The organism is Achromobacter ruhlandii, assembly GCF_902859695.1.
GTDB classification, from domain to species: Bacteria; Pseudomonadota; Gammaproteobacteria; order Burkholderiales; family Burkholderiaceae_B; genus Achromobacter; species Achromobacter ruhlandii.
The window spans coordinates 282566-300320 of record NZ_CADIJL010000003.1 but is presented as its reverse complement, the minus strand read 5'-3'; the positions used below and the strand labels follow the sequence as shown (position 1 = coordinate 300320).

The following is a 17755-nucleotide window of genomic DNA, read 5'->3' as shown; positions in this document are numbered from 1 at the left end:
CGCCGCGTCATGGCGTTGCCCGATCCTTTCCCATCGGATGCTGCATCGCAGCGCCCGGGTCCGGCACCCTTGCGCCCGTACTAGGTATTTACGCGGAAAAACCCCGCGCGGTCAGATTCGCGTAAGCGATTAAGCAGACAGTCACAACACGCAACACAGGAGCGCGCCACCAACCTCTTTCCTCGCCGCCTGGCGCCGGCACACGGTTTTCCACGCAGTTCTACTAATTACAACGGAGACATCCATGGATTTTCGTTTGAAGCTGCTTGCAGGAACCCTTGCTTTTGCCGTATCGGCCGCGGGCTACGCCGCCGACCCCATCAAGATCGGCGTGGCCGGTCCCTACACCGGGGGCTCGTCCTCCATGGGCGTCAGCATGCGCGACGGCGTGCGCCTGGCCATCGAGGAAATCAACAAGAGCGGCGGCGTGCTCGGCCGGCAACTGGTCGCGGTGGAGCGCGACGACGAAGCCAAGAACGAACGCGGCGTGCAGATCGCCCAGGAGCTGATCAACAAGGAACAGGTCACGGCCACGGTCGGCTACATCAACACCGGCGTGGCGCTGGCCTCGCAGCGCTTCTACCAGGACGCCAAGATCCCGGTGTTCAACAACGTCGCCACCGGCAGCGTCATCACGCACCAGTTCAAGGCGCCGGAATACCCGGACAACTACGTGTTCCGCAACGCGGCGCACGACAGCATCCAGGCGCCGATGATCGTCGAAGAAGCCATCACGCGCCGCGGCTTCAAGAAGGTCGCGATCCTGGCCGACTCGACCAACTACGGCCAGCTCGGCCGCGAGGACCTGGAAAAGGCCCTGGACGCCAAGGGCATCAAGCCGGTCGCCGTCGAGAAGTTCAACATCAAGGACGTCGACATGACGGCCCAGCTGCTCAAGGCCAAGGCCGCGGGCGCAGAAGCCGTGCTGACCTACGGCATCGGCCCCGAGCTGGCGCAGATCGCCAACGGCATGGCCAAGCTGGGCTGGAAGGTGCCGATCATCGGCAGCTGGACGCTGTCGATGGCCAACTACATCGACAACTCCGGCGCCAATGGCGAAGGCGCGCGCATGCCGCAGACCTTCATCCAGGACCCGGACACGCCCAAGCGCAAGGCGTTCATCGACGCCTACCTGGCCAAATTCAAGCCCAAGAACAACCGCATCGACTCGCCGGTGTCGGCGGCCCAGGGCTATGACTCGATCTTCCTGCTGGCCGCGGCCATCAAGCAGGCCAACTCCACGGACGGCCCGAAGATCCGTGAAGCGCTCGAGAACCTGCAGACGCCCGTCGAAGGCGTGGTGATGACCTACAACAAGCCCTTCACCCACGACAACCACGACGCGATCACCGCCAAGGAAGTGGTCATCGGCGAGGTCAAGGGCGGCCGCGTGGTCAAGGCCAACTAGGTTCGTCCGCAGCAATGCGGCGGCGGCTGCCCGGCCGCCGCCGCCGGCGTCCCGGTGCGCGGGGCGCCGGCATGCAGTCGCCTGACAACAGCGTTCTGCCCAAGGGGGTTGGGACGGAACACAGCGCCTCACGACACATACCATGATTCTTCTACAGCTTATCTATAGCGGTATCGCGCTAGGCATGATCTATGCCGTCATCGCGTTCGGATACCAGCTCACCTTCGCCACATCCGGCACCCTGAACTTCGGCCAGGGCGAAGCCCTGATGCTGGGCGCGCTGGTCGGGCTCACGCTGGTCGGACTGGGCGTGAACTACTGGGTCATGATTCCCATCGTCTGCATCTTCGGCTTCGCGCAAGGCGTGCTGGTCGAGCGGGTCGGCGTGCGGCCGGCCATCAAGACGCGGTCGGAGTTCGGCTGGATCATGGCCACGATCGCGCTGGGCATCATCTTCAAGAACGTGGCCGAGAATGTCTGGGGCCGCGACGACCTGCGCTTTCCCTCGCCGCTGCCCGAGGCGCCGATCCAGGTGCTGGGCGCCAACGTGCTGCCGATGGAGCTGCTGGTGGTGTTCGGCGCGCTGGCGATGATGCTGCTGGTGGAAGTGTTCAACCGCAAATCCATCTATGGCAAGGCCTTCGTCGCCACCTCCAATGACCGCGACGCCGCCGGCCTGATGGGCATCAACACTGGCATGGTGATCACGTTTTCGTATGCCCTGTCGTCGCTGACCGCCGCCTTCGCGGGCGTGCTGGTGGCGCCGCTGACGCTGACCGGCGCCACCATGGGCGCGGTGCTGGGCCTGAAGGCCTTCGCGGTCGCCATCATCGGCGGCCTGTCCAGCGGCATGGGCGTGGTGGTGGGCGGCCTGATCCTGGGGATCGCCGAGACCACCACCGGTTTCTATCTTTCGACGGGGTACAAAGACGTGCCGGGACTGGTCCTGCTGCTGCTCGTACTGACCTTCAAGCCCGCCGGCCTGTTCGGCAAGACCGCGATCAAGAAGGTGTAATCGATGAAACCCCTGCACCTTCTGCTATCCATTGTGGCCGTGGCCTGCCTGGCCGCCGTGCCGCTGGGCGTGACCAACACGTACTACCTGCACCTGATCGAAACCATCATGATCTATTCGATCCTGCTGTTCGGGCTCGATATCGTGGTGGGCTATACCGGCCAGGTGTCGCTGGGCCACGCCGGCCTGTTCGGCATCGGCTCGTACGTGGCCGGCGTGCTGTTCTTCCATCTGCAGATGCCGATCTGGGTGACGCTGCCGGCGGCCATCCTGATCGCGGCGGCGTTCGGCGCGGTGCTGGCGCTGCCGGCGCTGCGGGTCACCGGTCCGTATCTGGCGATGGTGACGCTGGCGTTCGGCACCATCATCCAGATCCTGATCAACGAGATGACCTTCATGACCGAAGGCCCGCTCGGCATCAAGATCCCCAAGCCGTCGATCGGCGGACACATCCTGACCAAGAGCGAGTACTTCTGGCTGGTGGCGGCGTTGCTGGTGCTGTCGCTGATCGTGGTGCACCGCATCCTCAAGTCGCACCTGGGCCGCTCGTTCGAGGCCCTGCGCGACAGCCCGATCGCGTCGGACTGCATGGGCGTGTCGGTCTACCGGCACAAGGTGTTCGCCTTCGTCATCAGCGCCGGCTTCGCCGGCCTGGCGGGCGCGCTGTACTCGTATTCCGAGCAGTACATCTCGCCCAACACCTACAACTTCGAACTGACCATCCTGTTCCTGCTGGCCATCATCATGGGCGGACGCAAGAGCCGCACCGGCGCGCTGCTGGGCGCGTCGATCATCGTGCTGCTGCCCAAGATGCTGGACGACATCGGCACCTTCCGCCTGATCGCGCTGGGCGTGGCGATCCTGGTGACGGTGGGCAGCGCCATCGCCATCTCCAAGGGCCGCACCGAGGCCCGCCGGGTGGCGGTGCCGGTGGTCGGCACCATCCTGCTGGCGGTGTTCTCCTACTGGCTGGACGCGGTGACCGACTGGCGCCTGACGATCTTCGGCGCCATGATCCTGTTCGTCGTGTACTACCTGCCCGACGGCATCGTCGGCTTCGTGCGCAACCTGTTCTTCTCGACCCGCCGCGCGGCGCTGTCGGTCAAAAAGGACCTGGTCAAGGAGCAGGAGGCGGTCGTGCCCGAAAGCGCGCGCGGCCAGGGCGAGACCCTGTTGGCGGCCAAGCAGGTGCTGATGCAGTTCGGCGGCCTGAAGGCGCTCAACCAGGTCGACCTGACCATCAAGCGCGGCACCATCCACGGGCTGATCGGCCCGAACGGCTCCGGCAAGAGCACCATGATGAACGTGCTGACCGGCATCTACGTGCCGACGGCCGGTTCGGTGGAGTTCTCGGGCAAGTCGCTGGTGGGGCTGGCGCCGGCCGACATCGCCGCATCCGGCATCGCCCGCACATTCCAGAACGTGCAACTGTTCGGCGAAATGACGGCGCTGGAGAACGTGCTGGTGGGCCTGCACCATACGTTCACCACCGGGCTGGCGGGCATCGCGCTGCGCACGTCCAAGTGGAAAGGCGAGGAGCAAGGCGCCCGCGCCCGCGCGCTGGCGCTGCTGGAGTTCGTCGGGCTGGACAGCATGGCCAACGAGGAGGCGCGCAACCTGCCCTACGGCAAGCAGCGGTTGCTGGAGATCGCCCGCGCGCTGGCGCTGGATCCGCAATTGCTGCTGCTGGATGAGCCGGCGGCCGGCCTGACGGCGCCCGACATCGTCGAGCTGCTGGCCATCATCCGCAAGGTGCGCGACCACGGCATCACGCTGATCCTGATCGAGCACCACATGGACGTCGTGATGGGAGTATGTGACACCGTGTCGGTGCTGGACTTCGGCCAGAAGATCGCCGAGGGGCTGCCCAACGAAGTGCAGAGCAACGCCAAGGTTATCGAGGCGTATCTGGGCGGCGCGCCCGCCTGACGCCAAGGACGACAACATGCTATCGATCAAGAATCTGGAAGCGGGCTACGGGAAGGTGAAGGTGCTGCACGGCATCAGCATGGAGGTCCCGAAGGCCAAGGTGGTGACGCTGATCGGCTCGAACGGGGCCGGCAAGACGACGACGATGCGGGCGCTGTCGGGGATGATCCGGCCGACCGCGGGCGAGGTCACATTGGGTGGCAAGCGCATCGACGGGCTGGAGTCGCATCGGATCGCGCGGCTGGGGTTGGCGCATTCGCCGGAAGGGCGGCGGGTGTTTCCTACGCTTTCCGTCACCGACAATCTGCTGCTGGGCGCATTTCCCCGGTTGACGGGGAGCCGGCCCAAGGGCGACGTGCAGGCGGACCTGGGGCGGGCGATGGATCTGTTTCCTCGGCTGAAGGAACGGCGCGATCAGTTGGCGGGAACGCTGTCTGGCGGCGAGCAGCAGATGCTGGCGATGGCGCGGGCGGTGATGCTGAATCCGGAGCTGGTGTTGCTGGATGAGCCGTCGATGGGGTTGGCGCCGATCCTGGTGGAGGAGGTTTTCCGGATCATCGCGCGGCTCAAGGATGAAGGGGTGACGATGTTGCTGGTCGAACAGTTTGCGGCGGCGGCGTTGAATGTCGCGGATTATGGGTATGTGTTGGAGAATGGGCGGATTTCTGTGCATGGGAGTGCGGAGAAGTTGAAGCATGATCCGGCTGTGGTGGCGGCTTATCTTGGTGGGGGGCATTAGTTTTTTTGTTGTTGCGTGGGATTGAGTTCTTGAGACGCACGGCGGGGCGGCGGGCGGTGGCGGGCGGGGCTACGATTGCGGTCCGGAGCGTTCGCTCCGGACTGCCCCTTCGTCATCTTCGTCACAGCCTTCGGCTGTTCCTTCAGATTCCCTCGGGCGCATCTACACGCCCCGCCCGCCACCGCCCGCCGCCCCGCCGTGCTCGCGATTGTTCTGATTCCTGCGTTGCCGGGGTTAGCCGTGTGCTTGGCATGCTTTGGCCGCGGGTGCTCTCGCTGAAGATCTTGCGGGGCCCGCCCAAAGGCGGCCGCGCGGGCGGCCTTTTTGGGCTTACGCGCTGGTTTTGCGTTGGCGGATGACGCTGCGCGCGGGTGACGGACGGCTTGGTGGGCCGCCTGTTCTTGGGAGTGGGGCGGATGAAAAAAGGCAGGATTGCGCTTGGCGCAATCCTGCCTTTGCTTTTGGCGCGCGGGACGCGCGCTTTGCTTAGACGGTGATGGTCAGGGTGACGTCGATGTTGCCGCGGGTGGCGTTCGAGTAGGGGCAGACGATGTGGGCGGCGGCGACGAGTTTTTCGGCTTCGGCGCGGTCCATGCCGGGCAGCGAGATCTTCAGTTCGGCTTCGATGCCGAAACCGGTGGGGATGGGACCGATGCCGACCGAGCCGTCGATGGTGGCGTTGGCGGGCATGGCGATCTTGTCGCGGCCGGCGACGAACTTCATGGCGCCCATGAAGCAGGCGGAGTAGCCGACGGCGAACAGCTGCTCGGGGTTGGTGCCGGCCGCGCCGGCGCCACCCAGTTCCTTCGGGGTGGTCAGCTTGACGTTCAGGTTGCCGTCGCTGGAGACGCCAGTGCCTTCACGGCCGCCGGTGACGTGGGCGTGGGCGCGGTAGAGGACTTTTTCGATGGACATGGTGCTTTCCTTTTGGATGAAGGTGAGGGACTGCCGGGCTGACGGGAACGTTCCCGCTTCGACCCTTACTGATTTGATAGCACACGATTACATCGTTCGCTATTTATAACCGGGAATGACAGCGATTGCCATCATCCTCCGCAAAGACTGCGAATCAAAGACTGCTGACCAACTTTTCCCGCAATTCGTGCAACGACTTCATGGTGCCCTGCGCCTCTTCCAGCGAACACTGGGCCGCTGCGGCGATGGCGTGGGGCACGGCTTCGGCCTGGTTGCGCAGGTCGCGGCCCTGCCGGGTCAGGGTGACGATGACCTGGCGTTCGTCATCCTGCGCGCGGGCCCGGGTAACCAGGCCCGCCGCTTCCAGCCGCTTGAGCAGGGGCGTCAGGGTGGCCGAGTCCAGGAACAGGCGTTCGCCGATGTCGGTGACCGTGATTTCGTCGCGTTCCCACAGCACCAGCATGACCAGGTACTGTGGATACGTCAGATCCAGGCCGCGCAGCAGCTTGCGGTACACCTTGTTCATCGCCAGGGAGGTCGAGTACAGGGCGAAACACAGCTGGCTGTCTAGCAGCAGCGGGTTGAACGCGCTTTTGGGCTGGGATCTGGATTTCATTGTGCAATATTAAATAGCGCGCTATTTATCGTCAAGCAATTTTTCCGGGCTTTTGTATCCGCCATGGCGATTGGCGTCCCCTCGCGTGCTGCGCTGCGGCAGGAAGGCCCCGTCGAAGATGGTGAGCAGGGGGGTATCCGGCGACACCTCCAAGGGCCTGGGCCCCGCGCCGTGTCGCCCAAGGCAGGCGTCTCGGCCCCGTTCAGGCGGCGTGCTCGCCTTCCAGCGCCCCGCGGTCGGAACCGTAGCGCTTCAAGCCGTCCAGGTCCAGCACCCGCACGGCGCCGTACTCGACATTCAGCAGCCCGGCCTCTTCCAGCTTGCGCAGCGCCTGGTTGGCACGCTGGCGCGAGACCCGCGCCAGGTAACCGACCTCTTCCTGCGTGATCGTCAGGCGCATGCCCATGCCGGGGTACAGCAGCGGGTTGAACAGCTCGGCCAGGCAGCGCGCCACGCGCGCGTCCGGATCCAGCAGGCGGTCGTATTCGGCCTTGCCGATGAACTGGGCGACGCGTTCGTTCAGCTGGTGCAGCAGGTAGCGGTTGAAGGGAATGCTGGTGTCCAGCAGCCAATCGAAAGTGGCGGCCGGCAGGCGCGCGACGACGGAATCGCGCAGCGCCACGATGTCGTACTTGCGGACTTCGCGCTTGAGCAGCGAGCCCTCGCCGATCCAGCCGCCCGCGGGCACGCCGGTCAGCGATGCGACCTTGCCTTCGGCATTTCCCACCGACACCTTCACCAGGCCCGCCAGCACGCCGATCCAAGCCTGGGCGAGTTCGCCTTTGCGCTCTATGATCGACCCGGCGGCAACTTGCTGCACGGACAGGTCTCGCTCAACGCGCGCTTGCTGCTCGGCGTCGAGTACGCGAAACCAGGCCGCGGCCAGTTGCAGGGAGTCGGATAGCTGCATCGGGAATACCCTAAAAGTTCCTTGAATGTCGCGATGGTGACAGTTGGTAGCAACCCAACCTTATACCTTAACTCCTGCCGTAAATCTAAAACCAACTGGTCAAGCGCGATCTCCCGCGCGCCGCGTTAGCGGCCTCGGGTGCGATGTGCCCAAACCGGAGGAGACAACGTGGCACATTTATCGCCCGCATCCGCAACGATGCCGGCGGCGCTGGATACTTTTCCGGCGCTGCTGTTCGCGCATGCCGACGTACGCGGGTCGCGGCCCGCGATACGTGAGAAAGACCTGGGTATCTGGCAAACCCTTACCTGGTCGCAAGTGGCTGAGCACGTGCGCCAGGTCGCCCACGGGCTGGCATCGCTGGGCATCCAGCCCGGCATGCACGTGGCCGTGATCGGCGAGAACCGGCCGCGCCTGTACATGGCCATGATGGCCACGCAATCGCTCGGCGCCATTCCCGTTCCGCTCTACCAGGACGCCGTGGCCCAGGAGATGGTCTACGTGCTGCAGGACGCCGAGATCAGCGTTGCCGTAGTCGAGGACCAGGAGCAGGTCGACAAGATGCTGGAAGTGCGCGAGCAATGCCCCGCGCTCAAGCACGTGGTCTACGACGATCCGCGCGGCCTGCGCCACTACACCGATGCGATGCTGCTGTCGTACGACCGGCTCGAGGAGATTGGCCGCGAGTACGCCGCGCAGCATCCCGACTTCTTCGCCCGCGCCGTGGCCGCGGTGCAGCCGCACGACGCGGCCGCGATGTTCTATACCTCCGGCACCACCGGCAAGCCCAAGGGCGTGGTGCTGACGCACCATGCGCTGATCGACCGCGCCCGCGCCGTATCCGAAATGGAAAACCTGACCGACCGCGAGGACGTGCTGGCCTACCTGCCGCCGGCCTGGATCGGGCAGAACATGTTCTCGTACACGCAACTACTGGTCACGGGCTTCACCGTGAACCATCCGGAGTCGCCCGATACCGTGTCGATCGACATGCGCGACATCGGCCCCACCTACTACTTCGCGCCGCCGCGCGTGCTGGAAGGCCTGCTGACCCATGTGATGATCCGCATGGAAGACGCCGGTTATCTCAAGCGCAAGCTGTTCCATGCCTGCATGAAGCTGGCGCGCCGCGTCGGCACCCGCATCCTGGATGGCGAACCGGTCAACGCCTGGGACCGCCTGCGCTACGCGCTGGGCAATGTGCTGATCTACGGTCCGCTGCGCAATGCGCTGGGCATGAGCCGCGTGCGCGTGGCCTATACGGCCGGCGAGGCCATCGGCCCCGACCTGTTCGTGTTCTACCGCTCCATCGGCATCAACCTCAAGCAGCTCTACGGCTCCACCGAAACCTCGGTGTTCGTCTGCGTGCAGCCGGACGGCCAGGTGCGCGACGACACCGTCGGCCCGCCGGTGGCCGGCGTGGAGATCCGCGTGGCCGACAACGGCGAAATCCTGGTCAAGAGCCCCGGCCTGTTCAAGGAGTACTACCGCAACCCGGACGCCACGCAGGAGGCGCGCAGCGCCGACGGCTGGTTCCACACGGGCGACGCGGGCTACCTGGACACCGACGGCCAGCTCAAGATCATCGACCGCGCCAAGGACGTCGGCAAGCTGGCCGACGGCAGCCTGTTCGCGCCCAAGTACCTGGAGAACAAGCTCAAGTTCTTCCCGCACATCAAGGAGGCGGTGGCGTTCGGCGCCGGCCGCCAGGACGTGTGCGCCTTCATCAACATCGACCTGGAAGCCGTGGGCAACTGGGCCGAGCGCCGCGGCCTGCCCTACGCCGGCTATACCGACCTGGCGGGCAAGGACGAGGTCTACCAGCTCATCGCCGATTGCGTCGAGCAGGTCAATGCCGACCTGGCCACCGATCCCAAGCTGTCGGCCTCGCAGATCGGCCGCTTCCTGATCCTGCACAAGGAACTGGATCCGGATGACGACGAACTGACGCGCACCCGCAAGGTGCGGCGCGCCTTCATCGCGCAGAAGTACGGCGTGCTGATCGACGCCCTGTTCGAAGGCAAGCCGTCCCAGTACATCGAAACCGAAGTGAAGTTCGAGGACGGCCGCACCGGCAAGATCGCCGCCGACCTGAAGATCCGCCCGGTCAAGACGTTCCCCGCCATCACCGCCCGAGCCGCGTAGAGACCATGAGCAACAACGACCGCGACCAGCGCATCGGCGACGTGATGCTGGACATGCAGAACATCTCGCTGTCCTTCGGCGGCGTCAAGGCGCTGACGGACATTTCCTTCAATGTGCGCGAGCACGAGATCCGCGCCATCATCGGCCCCAACGGCGCGGGCAAGAGCTCGATGCTGAACGTCATCAACGGCGTCTACACCCCGCAGCAGGGCGGCATCGCCTTCCGCGGCGAGCGCTTTTCGCGCATGAATCCGCGCCGCGCCGCCGAAATGGGTATCGCGCGCACCTTCCAGAACCTGGCCCTGTTCAAGGGCATGAGCGTGCTGGACAACATCATGACCGGCCGCAACCTGCGCATGAAGTGCGGGCTGCTGGCGCAGGCCTTCCGCCTGGGCGCCGCCGAGCGCGAAGAGATCGAGCACCGCCAGTTCGTCGAGAACATCATCGACTTCCTCGAGATCCAGGCGTATCGCAAGACACCCGTGGGGCGCCTGCCCTACGGCCTGCAAAAGCGCGTCGACCTGGGCCGCGCGCTGGCCATGGAGCCGCGCCTGCTGCTGCTGGACGAGCCGATGGCCGGCATGAACATCGAGGAGAAGCAGGACATGAGCCGCTTCATCCTCGACGTGAACGACGAATTCGGCACCACCATCGTGCTGATCGAGCACGACATGGGCGTGGTCATGGACATCTCCGACCGCGTGGTGGTGCTGGACTACGGCAAGAAGATCGGCGACGGCAAGCCCGATGAGGTGCGCGCCAACGAAGACGTCATCCGAGCGTACCTTGGCGTCGGCGGCGAAGCCGGCGTCACCCAGGACGCCGAAGCGCAGGCAACAGCCCCCGCCCCTAACCCTCCCTCCGAGGGGGAGGGAGAAAACTCACTGGCTGCACGGACTTAAGGGGCGAATGATGGGATTTTTTCTGGAAACCTTATTCGGCGGCCTGATGAGCGGCATGCTGTACGCCCTGATCGGCCTGGGCTTCGTGTTGATCTTCAAGGCGTCGGGCGTGTTCAACTTCGCGCAGGGCGCCATGGTGCTGGTGGCGGCGCTGTCGATGGCGCGCTTCTCGGAGTGGATACCGCGCTGGTTCGGCTTCGAAAATATGATCCTGGCCAACGTGCTGGCGTTCATCGTCAGCGCCATCCTCATGTTCCTGCTGGCCGTGGCGATCGAGCGCTTCGTGCTGCGCCACCTGGTCAACCAGGAGGCCACCACCCTGCTCATGGCCACCCTGGGCATCAGCTATTTCCTCGACGGCCTGGGCCAGATCTCCTTCGGCAGCTCGGTCTATTCCATCAACGTCGGCATGCCGAAGGATCCGTTGATGATCCTGGACTCGGTGTTCGAAGGCGGCCTGCTCATCAACCTCGAAGACCTGACCGCCGCCGTCATCGCCGCATTGCTGGTGGCCGCGCTGGCGCTGTTCTTCCAGTTCACCTCCACCGGCCGCGCGCTGCGCGCCGTGGCGGACGACCACCAGGCGGCGCAGTCCATCGGCATTCCGCTGAACCGCATCTGGGTCATCGTCTGGAGCGTGGCCGGCCTGGTGGCGCTGGTGGCCGGCATCATCTGGGGTTCCAAGTTTGGCGTGCAGTTCACGCTCTCGACCGCGGCGCTGCGGGCGCTGCCGGTGGTGATCCTGGGCGGCCTGACCTCGGTGCCGGGCGCCATTCTCGGCGGCCTGATCATCGGCGTGGGCGAAAAGCTGTCCGAGGTCTACCTGGGGTCGCTGGTGGGCGGCGGCATCGAAATCTGGTTCGCCTATGTGCTGGCGCTGGTGTTCCTGCTGTTCCGTCCGCAAGGGCTGTTCGGCGAGAAGATCATCGACCGCGTCTGACCACGGCCTTCTAGGATAAAAACATGTTCTATCGCGAAAACGGCCAATTCAAGACCAGCTATCGCGCCGACCAGCAGATCTTCCCGATCCGCCAGGACCGCGTCTTCATCTGGCTGCTGCTGGCGGTGGCGTTCATCGCCATCCCTGCGCTGTCCAGCGACTACCTGCTGCGCGCCATCCTGATCCCGTTCCTGATCCTGTCGCTGGCCGCCGTCGGCCTGAATATCCTGGTGGGCTATTGCGGCCAGATCTCGCTGGGCACGGGCGCCTTCATGGCGGTGGGCGCGTATGCCGCCTGGAACTTCGGCGTGCGCTTTCCCGGCATGCCGCTGATCGTCCAGATCCTGCTGGGCGGCTGCTTCGCCACCATCGTCGGCGTCATCTTCGGCATTCCCAGCCTGCGCATCCGCGGCCTGTACCTGGCCGTGGCCACGCTGGCGGCGCAGTTCTTCGTCGACTGGGCGTTCCTGCGCATCCCGTTCTTCACCAACTATTCGTCGTCGGGCAACGTCTCGGTGCCGCCGCTGACCGCCTTCGGCCTGCCGGTACAGAGCGCGCTGGAAAAGTACCTGTTCGTGCTGATCCTGGTGGTGATCTTCAGCCTGCTGGCCAAGAACCTGGTGCGCGGCGCCATCGGCCGCCAGTGGATGGCGATCCGCGACATGGACGTGGCCGCCTCGGTCATCGGCATCCGCCCGATGTACGCCAAGCTCACCGCGTTCGCCGTCAGCTCGTTCATCGTCGGCGTGGCCGGCGCGCTGTGGGGCTACATCCACCTGGGCTCGTGGGAGCCGCTGGCCTTCGACCTGACGCGTTCGTTCCAGTTGCTGTTCATGGTCATCATCGGCGGACTGGGTTCCATCATCGGCAGCTTCTTTGGCGCGGCCTTCATCGTGCTGGTGCCGGTGGCGCTGACCAACGTGCCGCACATGCTGGGCCTGTCGCTGTCGGTGGACACCGCCGCGCACGTCGAGCACATGGTGTTCGGCGCGCTGATCGTGTTCTTCCTGATCGCCGAGCCGCACGGGCTGGCGCGGTTGTGGAGCATCGGCAAGGAAAAACTTCGCATCTGGCCCTTCCCCCACTAATGATGGGCCCACCCCCGAAAGCGCCTGCGGCGCTTCCCCCTCAAGGGGGCGCCGCTGGGGACCGGCAAAGCCGGATCCGCCGCGGCCCGGATGGTGCGGCTCCCGTTGTGATCATCGTCGGTAGTAGCGGTATGCGCGCCACGACCGACGTCCTGAATACCCGGCTCCAGACCGGGCCAACCCCGGTGTCCGAGGGTTTATGACCCAAACACCACGCAGGAGGTAAATGGAGATGAAGCGTCTTAACCTGAAGTTGGCGGCAGCCTTGGTGGCCGCAGCCGGCGCCGTGGGCGCCGTGGCCACGCCGGCAATGGCGGCGGAAGAGCAGTTCGTTCCGTTGCTGGTGTACCGGACCGGGTCGTTCGCGCCGCTGGGCATTCCCTGGGCCGATGGCAAGCTGGATTACCTGAAGCTGGTCAACGAACGCGACGGCGGCGTCAACGGCGTCAAGATCACCTACGAGGAATGCGAAACCGCCTACGCCACCGATCGCGGCGTCGAGTGCTACGAGCGCCTGAAGGGCAAGGGCACCGGCGCCTCGGGCTTCGACACGCAATCGACCGGCATCACCTTCGCGGTCAGCGACAAGGCCATGGTGGACAAGGTGCCGGTCGAGACGATGGGCTACGGCCTGTCGCAATCGGTCGACGGCAGCGTGTTCGAGTGGAACTTCCCGCTGCTCGGCACCTACTGGACCGCCGCCGACGTGATGATCCAGGACATCGCCAAGAAAGAAGGCGGCATGGACAAGCTCAAGGGCAAGAAGATCGCCCTGGTCTACCACGACTCGCCCTACGGCAAGGAGCCGATCCCGCTGCTGCAGAAGCGCGCCGCCAAGGAAGGCTTCGAGCTGCTGCTGTATCCGGTGACCGCCCCCGGCGTGGAACAGAAGTCCACCTGGCTGCAGATCCGCCAGGCGCGCCCGGCCTATGTGCTGCTGTGGAGCGCCGGCATCATGACGCCCACCGCCATCCGCGAAGCGCAGGCCAGCGGCTACCCGCGCGACAAGATGTACGCGATCTGGTGGGCCGGCTCGGAAGGCGACGTCAAGGACCTGGGCGATGTCGCCAAGGGCTACAACGCCATCACCATCCACAACAGCGGCGCCGACCACGACAAGGTCTATGACGACCTGAAGAAGTACGTCTACGACAAGGGCCAGGGTTCGGACAAGACGGGCAAGACCACGCTCGGCACCATCGCCCACACCCGCGGCATGATGATCTCGATGCTGCAGGTCGAGGCGATCCGTACCGCGCAGGAAAAGTTCGGCAAGGGCAAGGCGCTCACGCCCGACCAGGTGCGCTGGGGCTTCGAGAACCTGAACCTGACGCAGGAACGCCTGAACCAGCTGGGCTTCGGCCAGATCATGCGCCCGGTCAAGACCTCGTGCAGCAACCACAAGGGTGACGACTGGGCACGTATCGTGCAGTGGGACGGCGCCAAGTTCAAGGTCGTCTCGGACTGGTACCAGGCCGACAAGACCCTGTTGGACCCGATGGTGAAGGAAGCCGCGGCGAAGTACGCCAAGGAAAAGAACATCACGCCCCGCACTTGCGAGAACTGATGTGAACCGGCGGCCGGCGCCCCACGGCGTCGGCCGCCACCAAGCCGCAGGAACCGCCATGACCGCAGCAACGACTACCGCTACTACCGCCGACACCCCCAAGGTGCTGCTCGATGTGAACGGCATCGAGGTGATCTACAACCACGTCATCCTGGTGCTCAAGGGCGTGTCCCTGCAGGTGCCGGAAGGCCGGATCGTGGCCCTGCTGGGCGCCAACGGCGCCGGCAAGACCACCACGTTGCGCGCCATCTCGAATCTGCTCAAGGGCGAGCGCGGCGACGTCACCAAGGGCCACATCCAGTACCGCGACCAGCGCATCGAAAAGCTGTCGCCGGCCGAACTGGTCAAGCGCGGCGTGGTGCAGGTGATGGAGGGCCGTCATTGCTTCGCCCACCTCACCATCGAAGAGAACCTGCTGACGGGCGCCTACACCCGCGACCTCAGCCGCGGCGACACCAGCGCGGCGCTGGAGCGCGTCTATCAGTATTTCCCGCGCCTGAAGCAGCGCCGCGCCAGCCAGGCCGGCTACACCTCGGGCGGCGAACAACAGATGACCGCCATCGGCCGCGCGCTGATGGCCAACCCCAACATGATCCTGCTGGACGAGCCGTCCATGGGACTGGCGCCACAGATCGTCGAGGAAATCTTCGAGATCGTGCGCGACCTGAACCAGCGCGAGCGCGTCAGCTTCCTGCTGGCCGAGCAGAACACCAACATCGCGCTGCGCTATGCCGACTACGGCTACATCCTGGAGAACGGCCGCGTGATGATGGACGGCGCCGCGCAGGACCTGGCCCAGAACGAGGACGTGAAAGAGTTCTACCTGGGCATTTCCAGCGGCGAACGCAAGAGTTTCCGCGACAACAAGTTCTACCGCCGCCGCAAACGCTGGCTGGCCTGATCCCTGGAGCGGCGACGCCGGCGCGGTCCGGCTCGCCGCCGGCAACGACACCGCAGTACGGCACACGAGAGGGTGCGATCCCATGTCCGAGTTTTTCGATGTCCTGGAAACCCGAGCGCCCGAGCAACGCGAGCGCGACCTGATGGCGGCCCTGCCCGACGCCATCGCCCGCGCCATCGCCCGCGCGCCGGCCATTGCCGAGCAACTGCGCGGCATCGACCCCGCCACCGTCACCTCGCGCGCCGCGCTGGCGCGCCTGCCGGTGCTGCGCAAGCACGAGCTGCTGGAACGCCAGCAGCACAGCCGCGAACAGGCGGCGCAACCGGCCGGACCGCAAAAGGCCTTCGGCGGCTTCTCGGCCATCGGCTGGGGCGAAGCCATGCGCGTGTTCGCCTCGCCCGGCCCGATCTACGAACCTGAAAGCGCGCGCGCCGACTACTGGCGCTTTGCCCGCGCGCTGTACGCCGCGGGCTTTCGCGCCGGCGAACTGGCCTACAACTGCTTCTCCTATCACTTCACGCCGGCCGGCTCGATGATGGAGACCGCCGCGCACGCCGTCGGCTGCACCGTGTTCCCCGGCGGCACCGGCCAGACCGAACAGCAGGTGCGCGCGATCCAGGACCTGGCGCCCAGCGGCTACACCGGCACGCCCAGCTTCCTGAAGATCATCCTGGAAAAGGCCGACGAACTCGGCGTGAAGCTGGATTCGCTGCGCCGCGCGCTGGTGTCCGGCGAGGCCTTCCCGCCGTCGCTGCGCGACTGGCTGGCCGCGCGCGGCATCGAGGGCTACCAGGCCTACGGCAGCGCCGACCTCGGCATGATCGCGTTCGAGACGCCGGCGCGCCAGGGTCTGGTGCTGGGCGAGGACATCATCGTCGAAATCGTGCGCCCCGGCACCGGCGAACCGGTGCCCGATGGCGAAGTGGGCGAAGTCGTGGTCACCACGCTGAACCCCGACTACCCGCTGGTGCGCTTCGGCACCGGCGACCTGTCGGCGGTGATGCCGGGCATCTCGCCCTGCGGCCGCACCAACACCCGCATCAAGGGCTGGATGGGACGCGCCGACCAGACCACCAAGGTGCGCGGCATGTTCGTGCATCCCTCGCAGGTGGCCGACGTGGTGCGCCGCCACCCGGAAATCCTGCGGGCACGCCTGGTGATCAGCGGCACCACCGGGTCGGACAAAATGGTGCTGCGCGTGGAATCACGCGTGCGCGGCGAAGACCTGGGCGCCCGCATCGCCGAATCGGTGCGTGACGTGACCAAGCTGCGCAGCGACGTCGAATGGGCCGAGGCCGGCTCCCTGCCGAACGACGGCAAGGTCATCGACGACATCCGCACCTACGAATAACAAGGATAAGAAGAAGAAAGGCGCGCGCCCGGGACCGGCAAAGCCCGGGCGCGGCAGCGCCGCCGGCGACGGCAGGCTCAATTGCCCAACGGACGGGCCAGCCATTCGCGGCCCTTGAGCATGCCGTTCCAGTAGATCCACGGGAGCATCGTCGCCTTCAGGAACCAGGCGCTCTTGCGCGGCACGGTCGGGTCCAGCGGGAAGGTGGGCAGCAGCTTGCCGCCATAGCCGAACTCGGCCAGCACGATGCGGCCGCGCTCGACCGTCAGCGGGCACGAGCCGTAGCCATCGTACGTGACCGGCAGCGCATGCCCTTCGCGCACCGCCAGCAGGTTCTCGGCCACCGTGACGATCTGCTTGCGCGCCGCCGCCGCGGTCTTGGCGTTGGTGGTGCTGATGCCATCGCCCAGCCCGAAGATGTTGTCGTAGCGCACGTGGCGCAGCGTGGCCGGATCGACCTCGCACCAGCCGGCCGCATCGGCCAGCGCGCTCTGGCGCAGGAAATCGTGCGGCACCTGCGGCGGCACCGCGTGCAGCATGTCGAATGACTTCTCTACACGGGTCACCGCCCCCTCGGCGTCCTTGACGTCGAACCACGCCTTGCGCGCCGGGCCGTCCACCGCCACCAGCGCCGAATTGAACGCCAGCGAAATGCCGTAGCTTTCCACATAGCGCATCAACGGCGGCACGAAGGTCGGCACGCCGAACAGCACCGCGCCGGCCAGGTCGAATTCGACCTCGACGCGATCCAGCACGCCGCTGCGGCGCCAGTGGTCGCACGCCAGGTACATGGCCTTCTGCGGCGCGCCGGCGCACTTGATCGGCATGGCCGGCTGCGTGAACAGCGCCTTGCCGCCTTTCAGGCCGCGCACCAGCTCCCAGGTGTAAGGCGCCAGGTCGAAGCGGTAGTTGGAACTGACGCCATTGCGGCCCAGCGTTTCCGACAGGCCCTCGACCTTGTCCCAGGCCAGGCGCAGTCCCGGACACACGATCAATTGCTGGTAGCTGACCGCGCTGCCATCCGCCAGCCGGACCTGATTGGCCTCGGGCTCGAAACCCGCCGCCGCGGCCTGCAGCCAGGTGGCGCGGCCCGGCATCACCGACCGCGTCGGCCGCACGGTCTTGGCGACGTCGAAGGCGCCCCCGCCCACCAGCGTCCAGGCTGGCTGGTAGTAGTGCTTGTCGCTGGGCTCGATGACCGCGATGCGCAGGTCCGGACGGCGGCGCAGCAGGCTGGCGGTCACGCCGATGCCCGCCGAACCGCCCCCGACCACCACCACGTCGAAATCGCGCCGCGCCTGTGCTGCCGTCTGCATGCTTGTCTCCCTG

At 65.8% G+C, this 17755-nt stretch carries 15 protein-coding genes; 11 read left to right on the top strand and 4 right to left on the bottom strand.

What is annotated here, in order from left to right; genetic code table 11:
• The first annotated feature begins 244 nt into the window (after positions 1-244).
• The 4 genes from HV742_RS05760 (at position 245) to HV742_RS05745 (ending at position 5091) form a co-directional block, all read left to right on the top strand.
• The gene (locus HV742_RS05760) at positions 245-1408 is read left to right on the top strand and encodes an ABC transporter substrate-binding protein (protein ID WP_049076952.1); all 1164 of its coding nucleotides are present in this window, start codon (positions 245-247) and stop codon (positions 1406-1408) included.
• A gap of 142 nt (positions 1409-1550) precedes the next feature.
• Positions 1551-2423, top strand: a complete 873-nt coding sequence (locus tag HV742_RS05755; protein WP_049076953.1) for a branched-chain amino acid ABC transporter permease — start codon at positions 1551-1553, stop codon at positions 2421-2423.
• A 3-nt stretch (positions 2424-2426) separates the two neighbouring features.
• Positions 2427-4352 (top strand): branched-chain amino acid ABC transporter ATP-binding protein/permease, encoded by a 1926-nt coding sequence (locus HV742_RS05750; protein WP_059272798.1) that lies wholly within the window; start codon positions 2427-2429, stop codon positions 4350-4352.
• 16 nt (positions 4353-4368) lie between these two features.
• Positions 4369-5091 carry an ABC transporter ATP-binding protein gene (locus HV742_RS05745; RefSeq protein WP_064528418.1) on the top strand — a complete coding sequence of 241 codons (723 nt, stop codon included), beginning with the start codon at positions 4369-4371 and terminating at the stop codon, positions 5089-5091.
• Between the two features lie 486 nt (positions 5092-5577).
• Here the strand turns inward: HV742_RS05745 and HV742_RS05740 are convergent, their stop codons facing one another.
• From HV742_RS05740 to HV742_RS05730, 3 genes are all read right to left on the bottom strand, one after another.
• Positions 5578-6006: an organic hydroperoxide resistance protein gene (locus HV742_RS05740; RefSeq protein WP_024070675.1), complete on the bottom strand. Its 429-nt coding sequence runs from the start codon at positions 6004-6006 to the stop codon at positions 5578-5580.
• 154 nt (positions 6007-6160) lie between these two features.
• A complete protein-coding gene (locus HV742_RS05735; protein ID WP_049076957.1) occupies positions 6161-6622 on the bottom strand; it encodes a MarR family winged helix-turn-helix transcriptional regulator in 462 nt (153 codons plus the stop codon).
• Between the two features lie 202 nt (positions 6623-6824).
• On the bottom strand, positions 6825-7532 hold the full coding sequence (locus tag HV742_RS05730) for a Crp/Fnr family transcriptional regulator (protein WP_054419840.1): 708 nt from the start codon (positions 7530-7532) through the stop codon (positions 6825-6827).
• 168 nt (positions 7533-7700) lie between these two features.
• Here HV742_RS05730 and HV742_RS05725 point away from each other — a divergent pair, with 168 nt between their 5' ends.
• From HV742_RS05725 to HV742_RS05695, 7 genes are all read left to right on the top strand, one after another.
• Positions 7701-9677, top strand: coding sequence for an AMP-dependent synthetase/ligase (locus tag HV742_RS05725; protein ID WP_175144665.1), 1977 nt, complete (start codon positions 7701-7703; stop codon positions 9675-9677).
• A 5-nt stretch (positions 9678-9682) separates the two neighbouring features.
• Positions 9683-10579, top strand: coding sequence for an ABC transporter ATP-binding protein (locus HV742_RS05720; protein ID WP_175144664.1), 897 nt, complete (start codon positions 9683-9685; stop codon positions 10577-10579).
• 10 nt (positions 10580-10589) lie between these two features.
• Complete coding sequence (locus HV742_RS05715) at positions 10590-11519, top strand: branched-chain amino acid ABC transporter permease (RefSeq protein WP_049078187.1); 930 nt, start codon at positions 10590-10592, stop codon at positions 11517-11519.
• 23 nt (positions 11520-11542) lie between these two features.
• Positions 11543-12607, top strand: coding sequence for a branched-chain amino acid ABC transporter permease (locus HV742_RS05710; protein WP_049076964.1), 1065 nt, complete (start codon positions 11543-11545; stop codon positions 12605-12607).
• Between the two features lie 226 nt (positions 12608-12833).
• The gene (locus tag HV742_RS05705) at positions 12834-14174 is read left to right on the top strand and encodes an ABC transporter substrate-binding protein (protein WP_080977525.1); all 1341 of its coding nucleotides are present in this window, start codon (positions 12834-12836) and stop codon (positions 14172-14174) included.
• 58 nt (positions 14175-14232) lie between these two features.
• Positions 14233-15075, top strand: coding sequence for an ABC transporter ATP-binding protein (locus HV742_RS05700; protein ID WP_049076966.1), 843 nt, complete (start codon positions 14233-14235; stop codon positions 15073-15075).
• Between the two features lie 82 nt (positions 15076-15157).
• Entirely contained in the window at positions 15158-16426 is a 1269-nt protein-coding gene (locus tag HV742_RS05695) for a phenylacetate--CoA ligase family protein (protein WP_049076969.1), read from the top strand.
• A 77-nt stretch (positions 16427-16503) separates the two neighbouring features.
• On the opposite strand, the gene HV742_RS05690 is transcribed toward HV742_RS05695, so the two are convergent.
• A complete protein-coding gene (locus HV742_RS05690) occupies positions 16504-17742 on the bottom strand; it encodes an NAD(P)/FAD-dependent oxidoreductase (RefSeq protein WP_175144663.1) in 1239 nt (412 codons plus the stop codon).
• Positions 17743-17755: the final 13 nt, after the last annotated feature.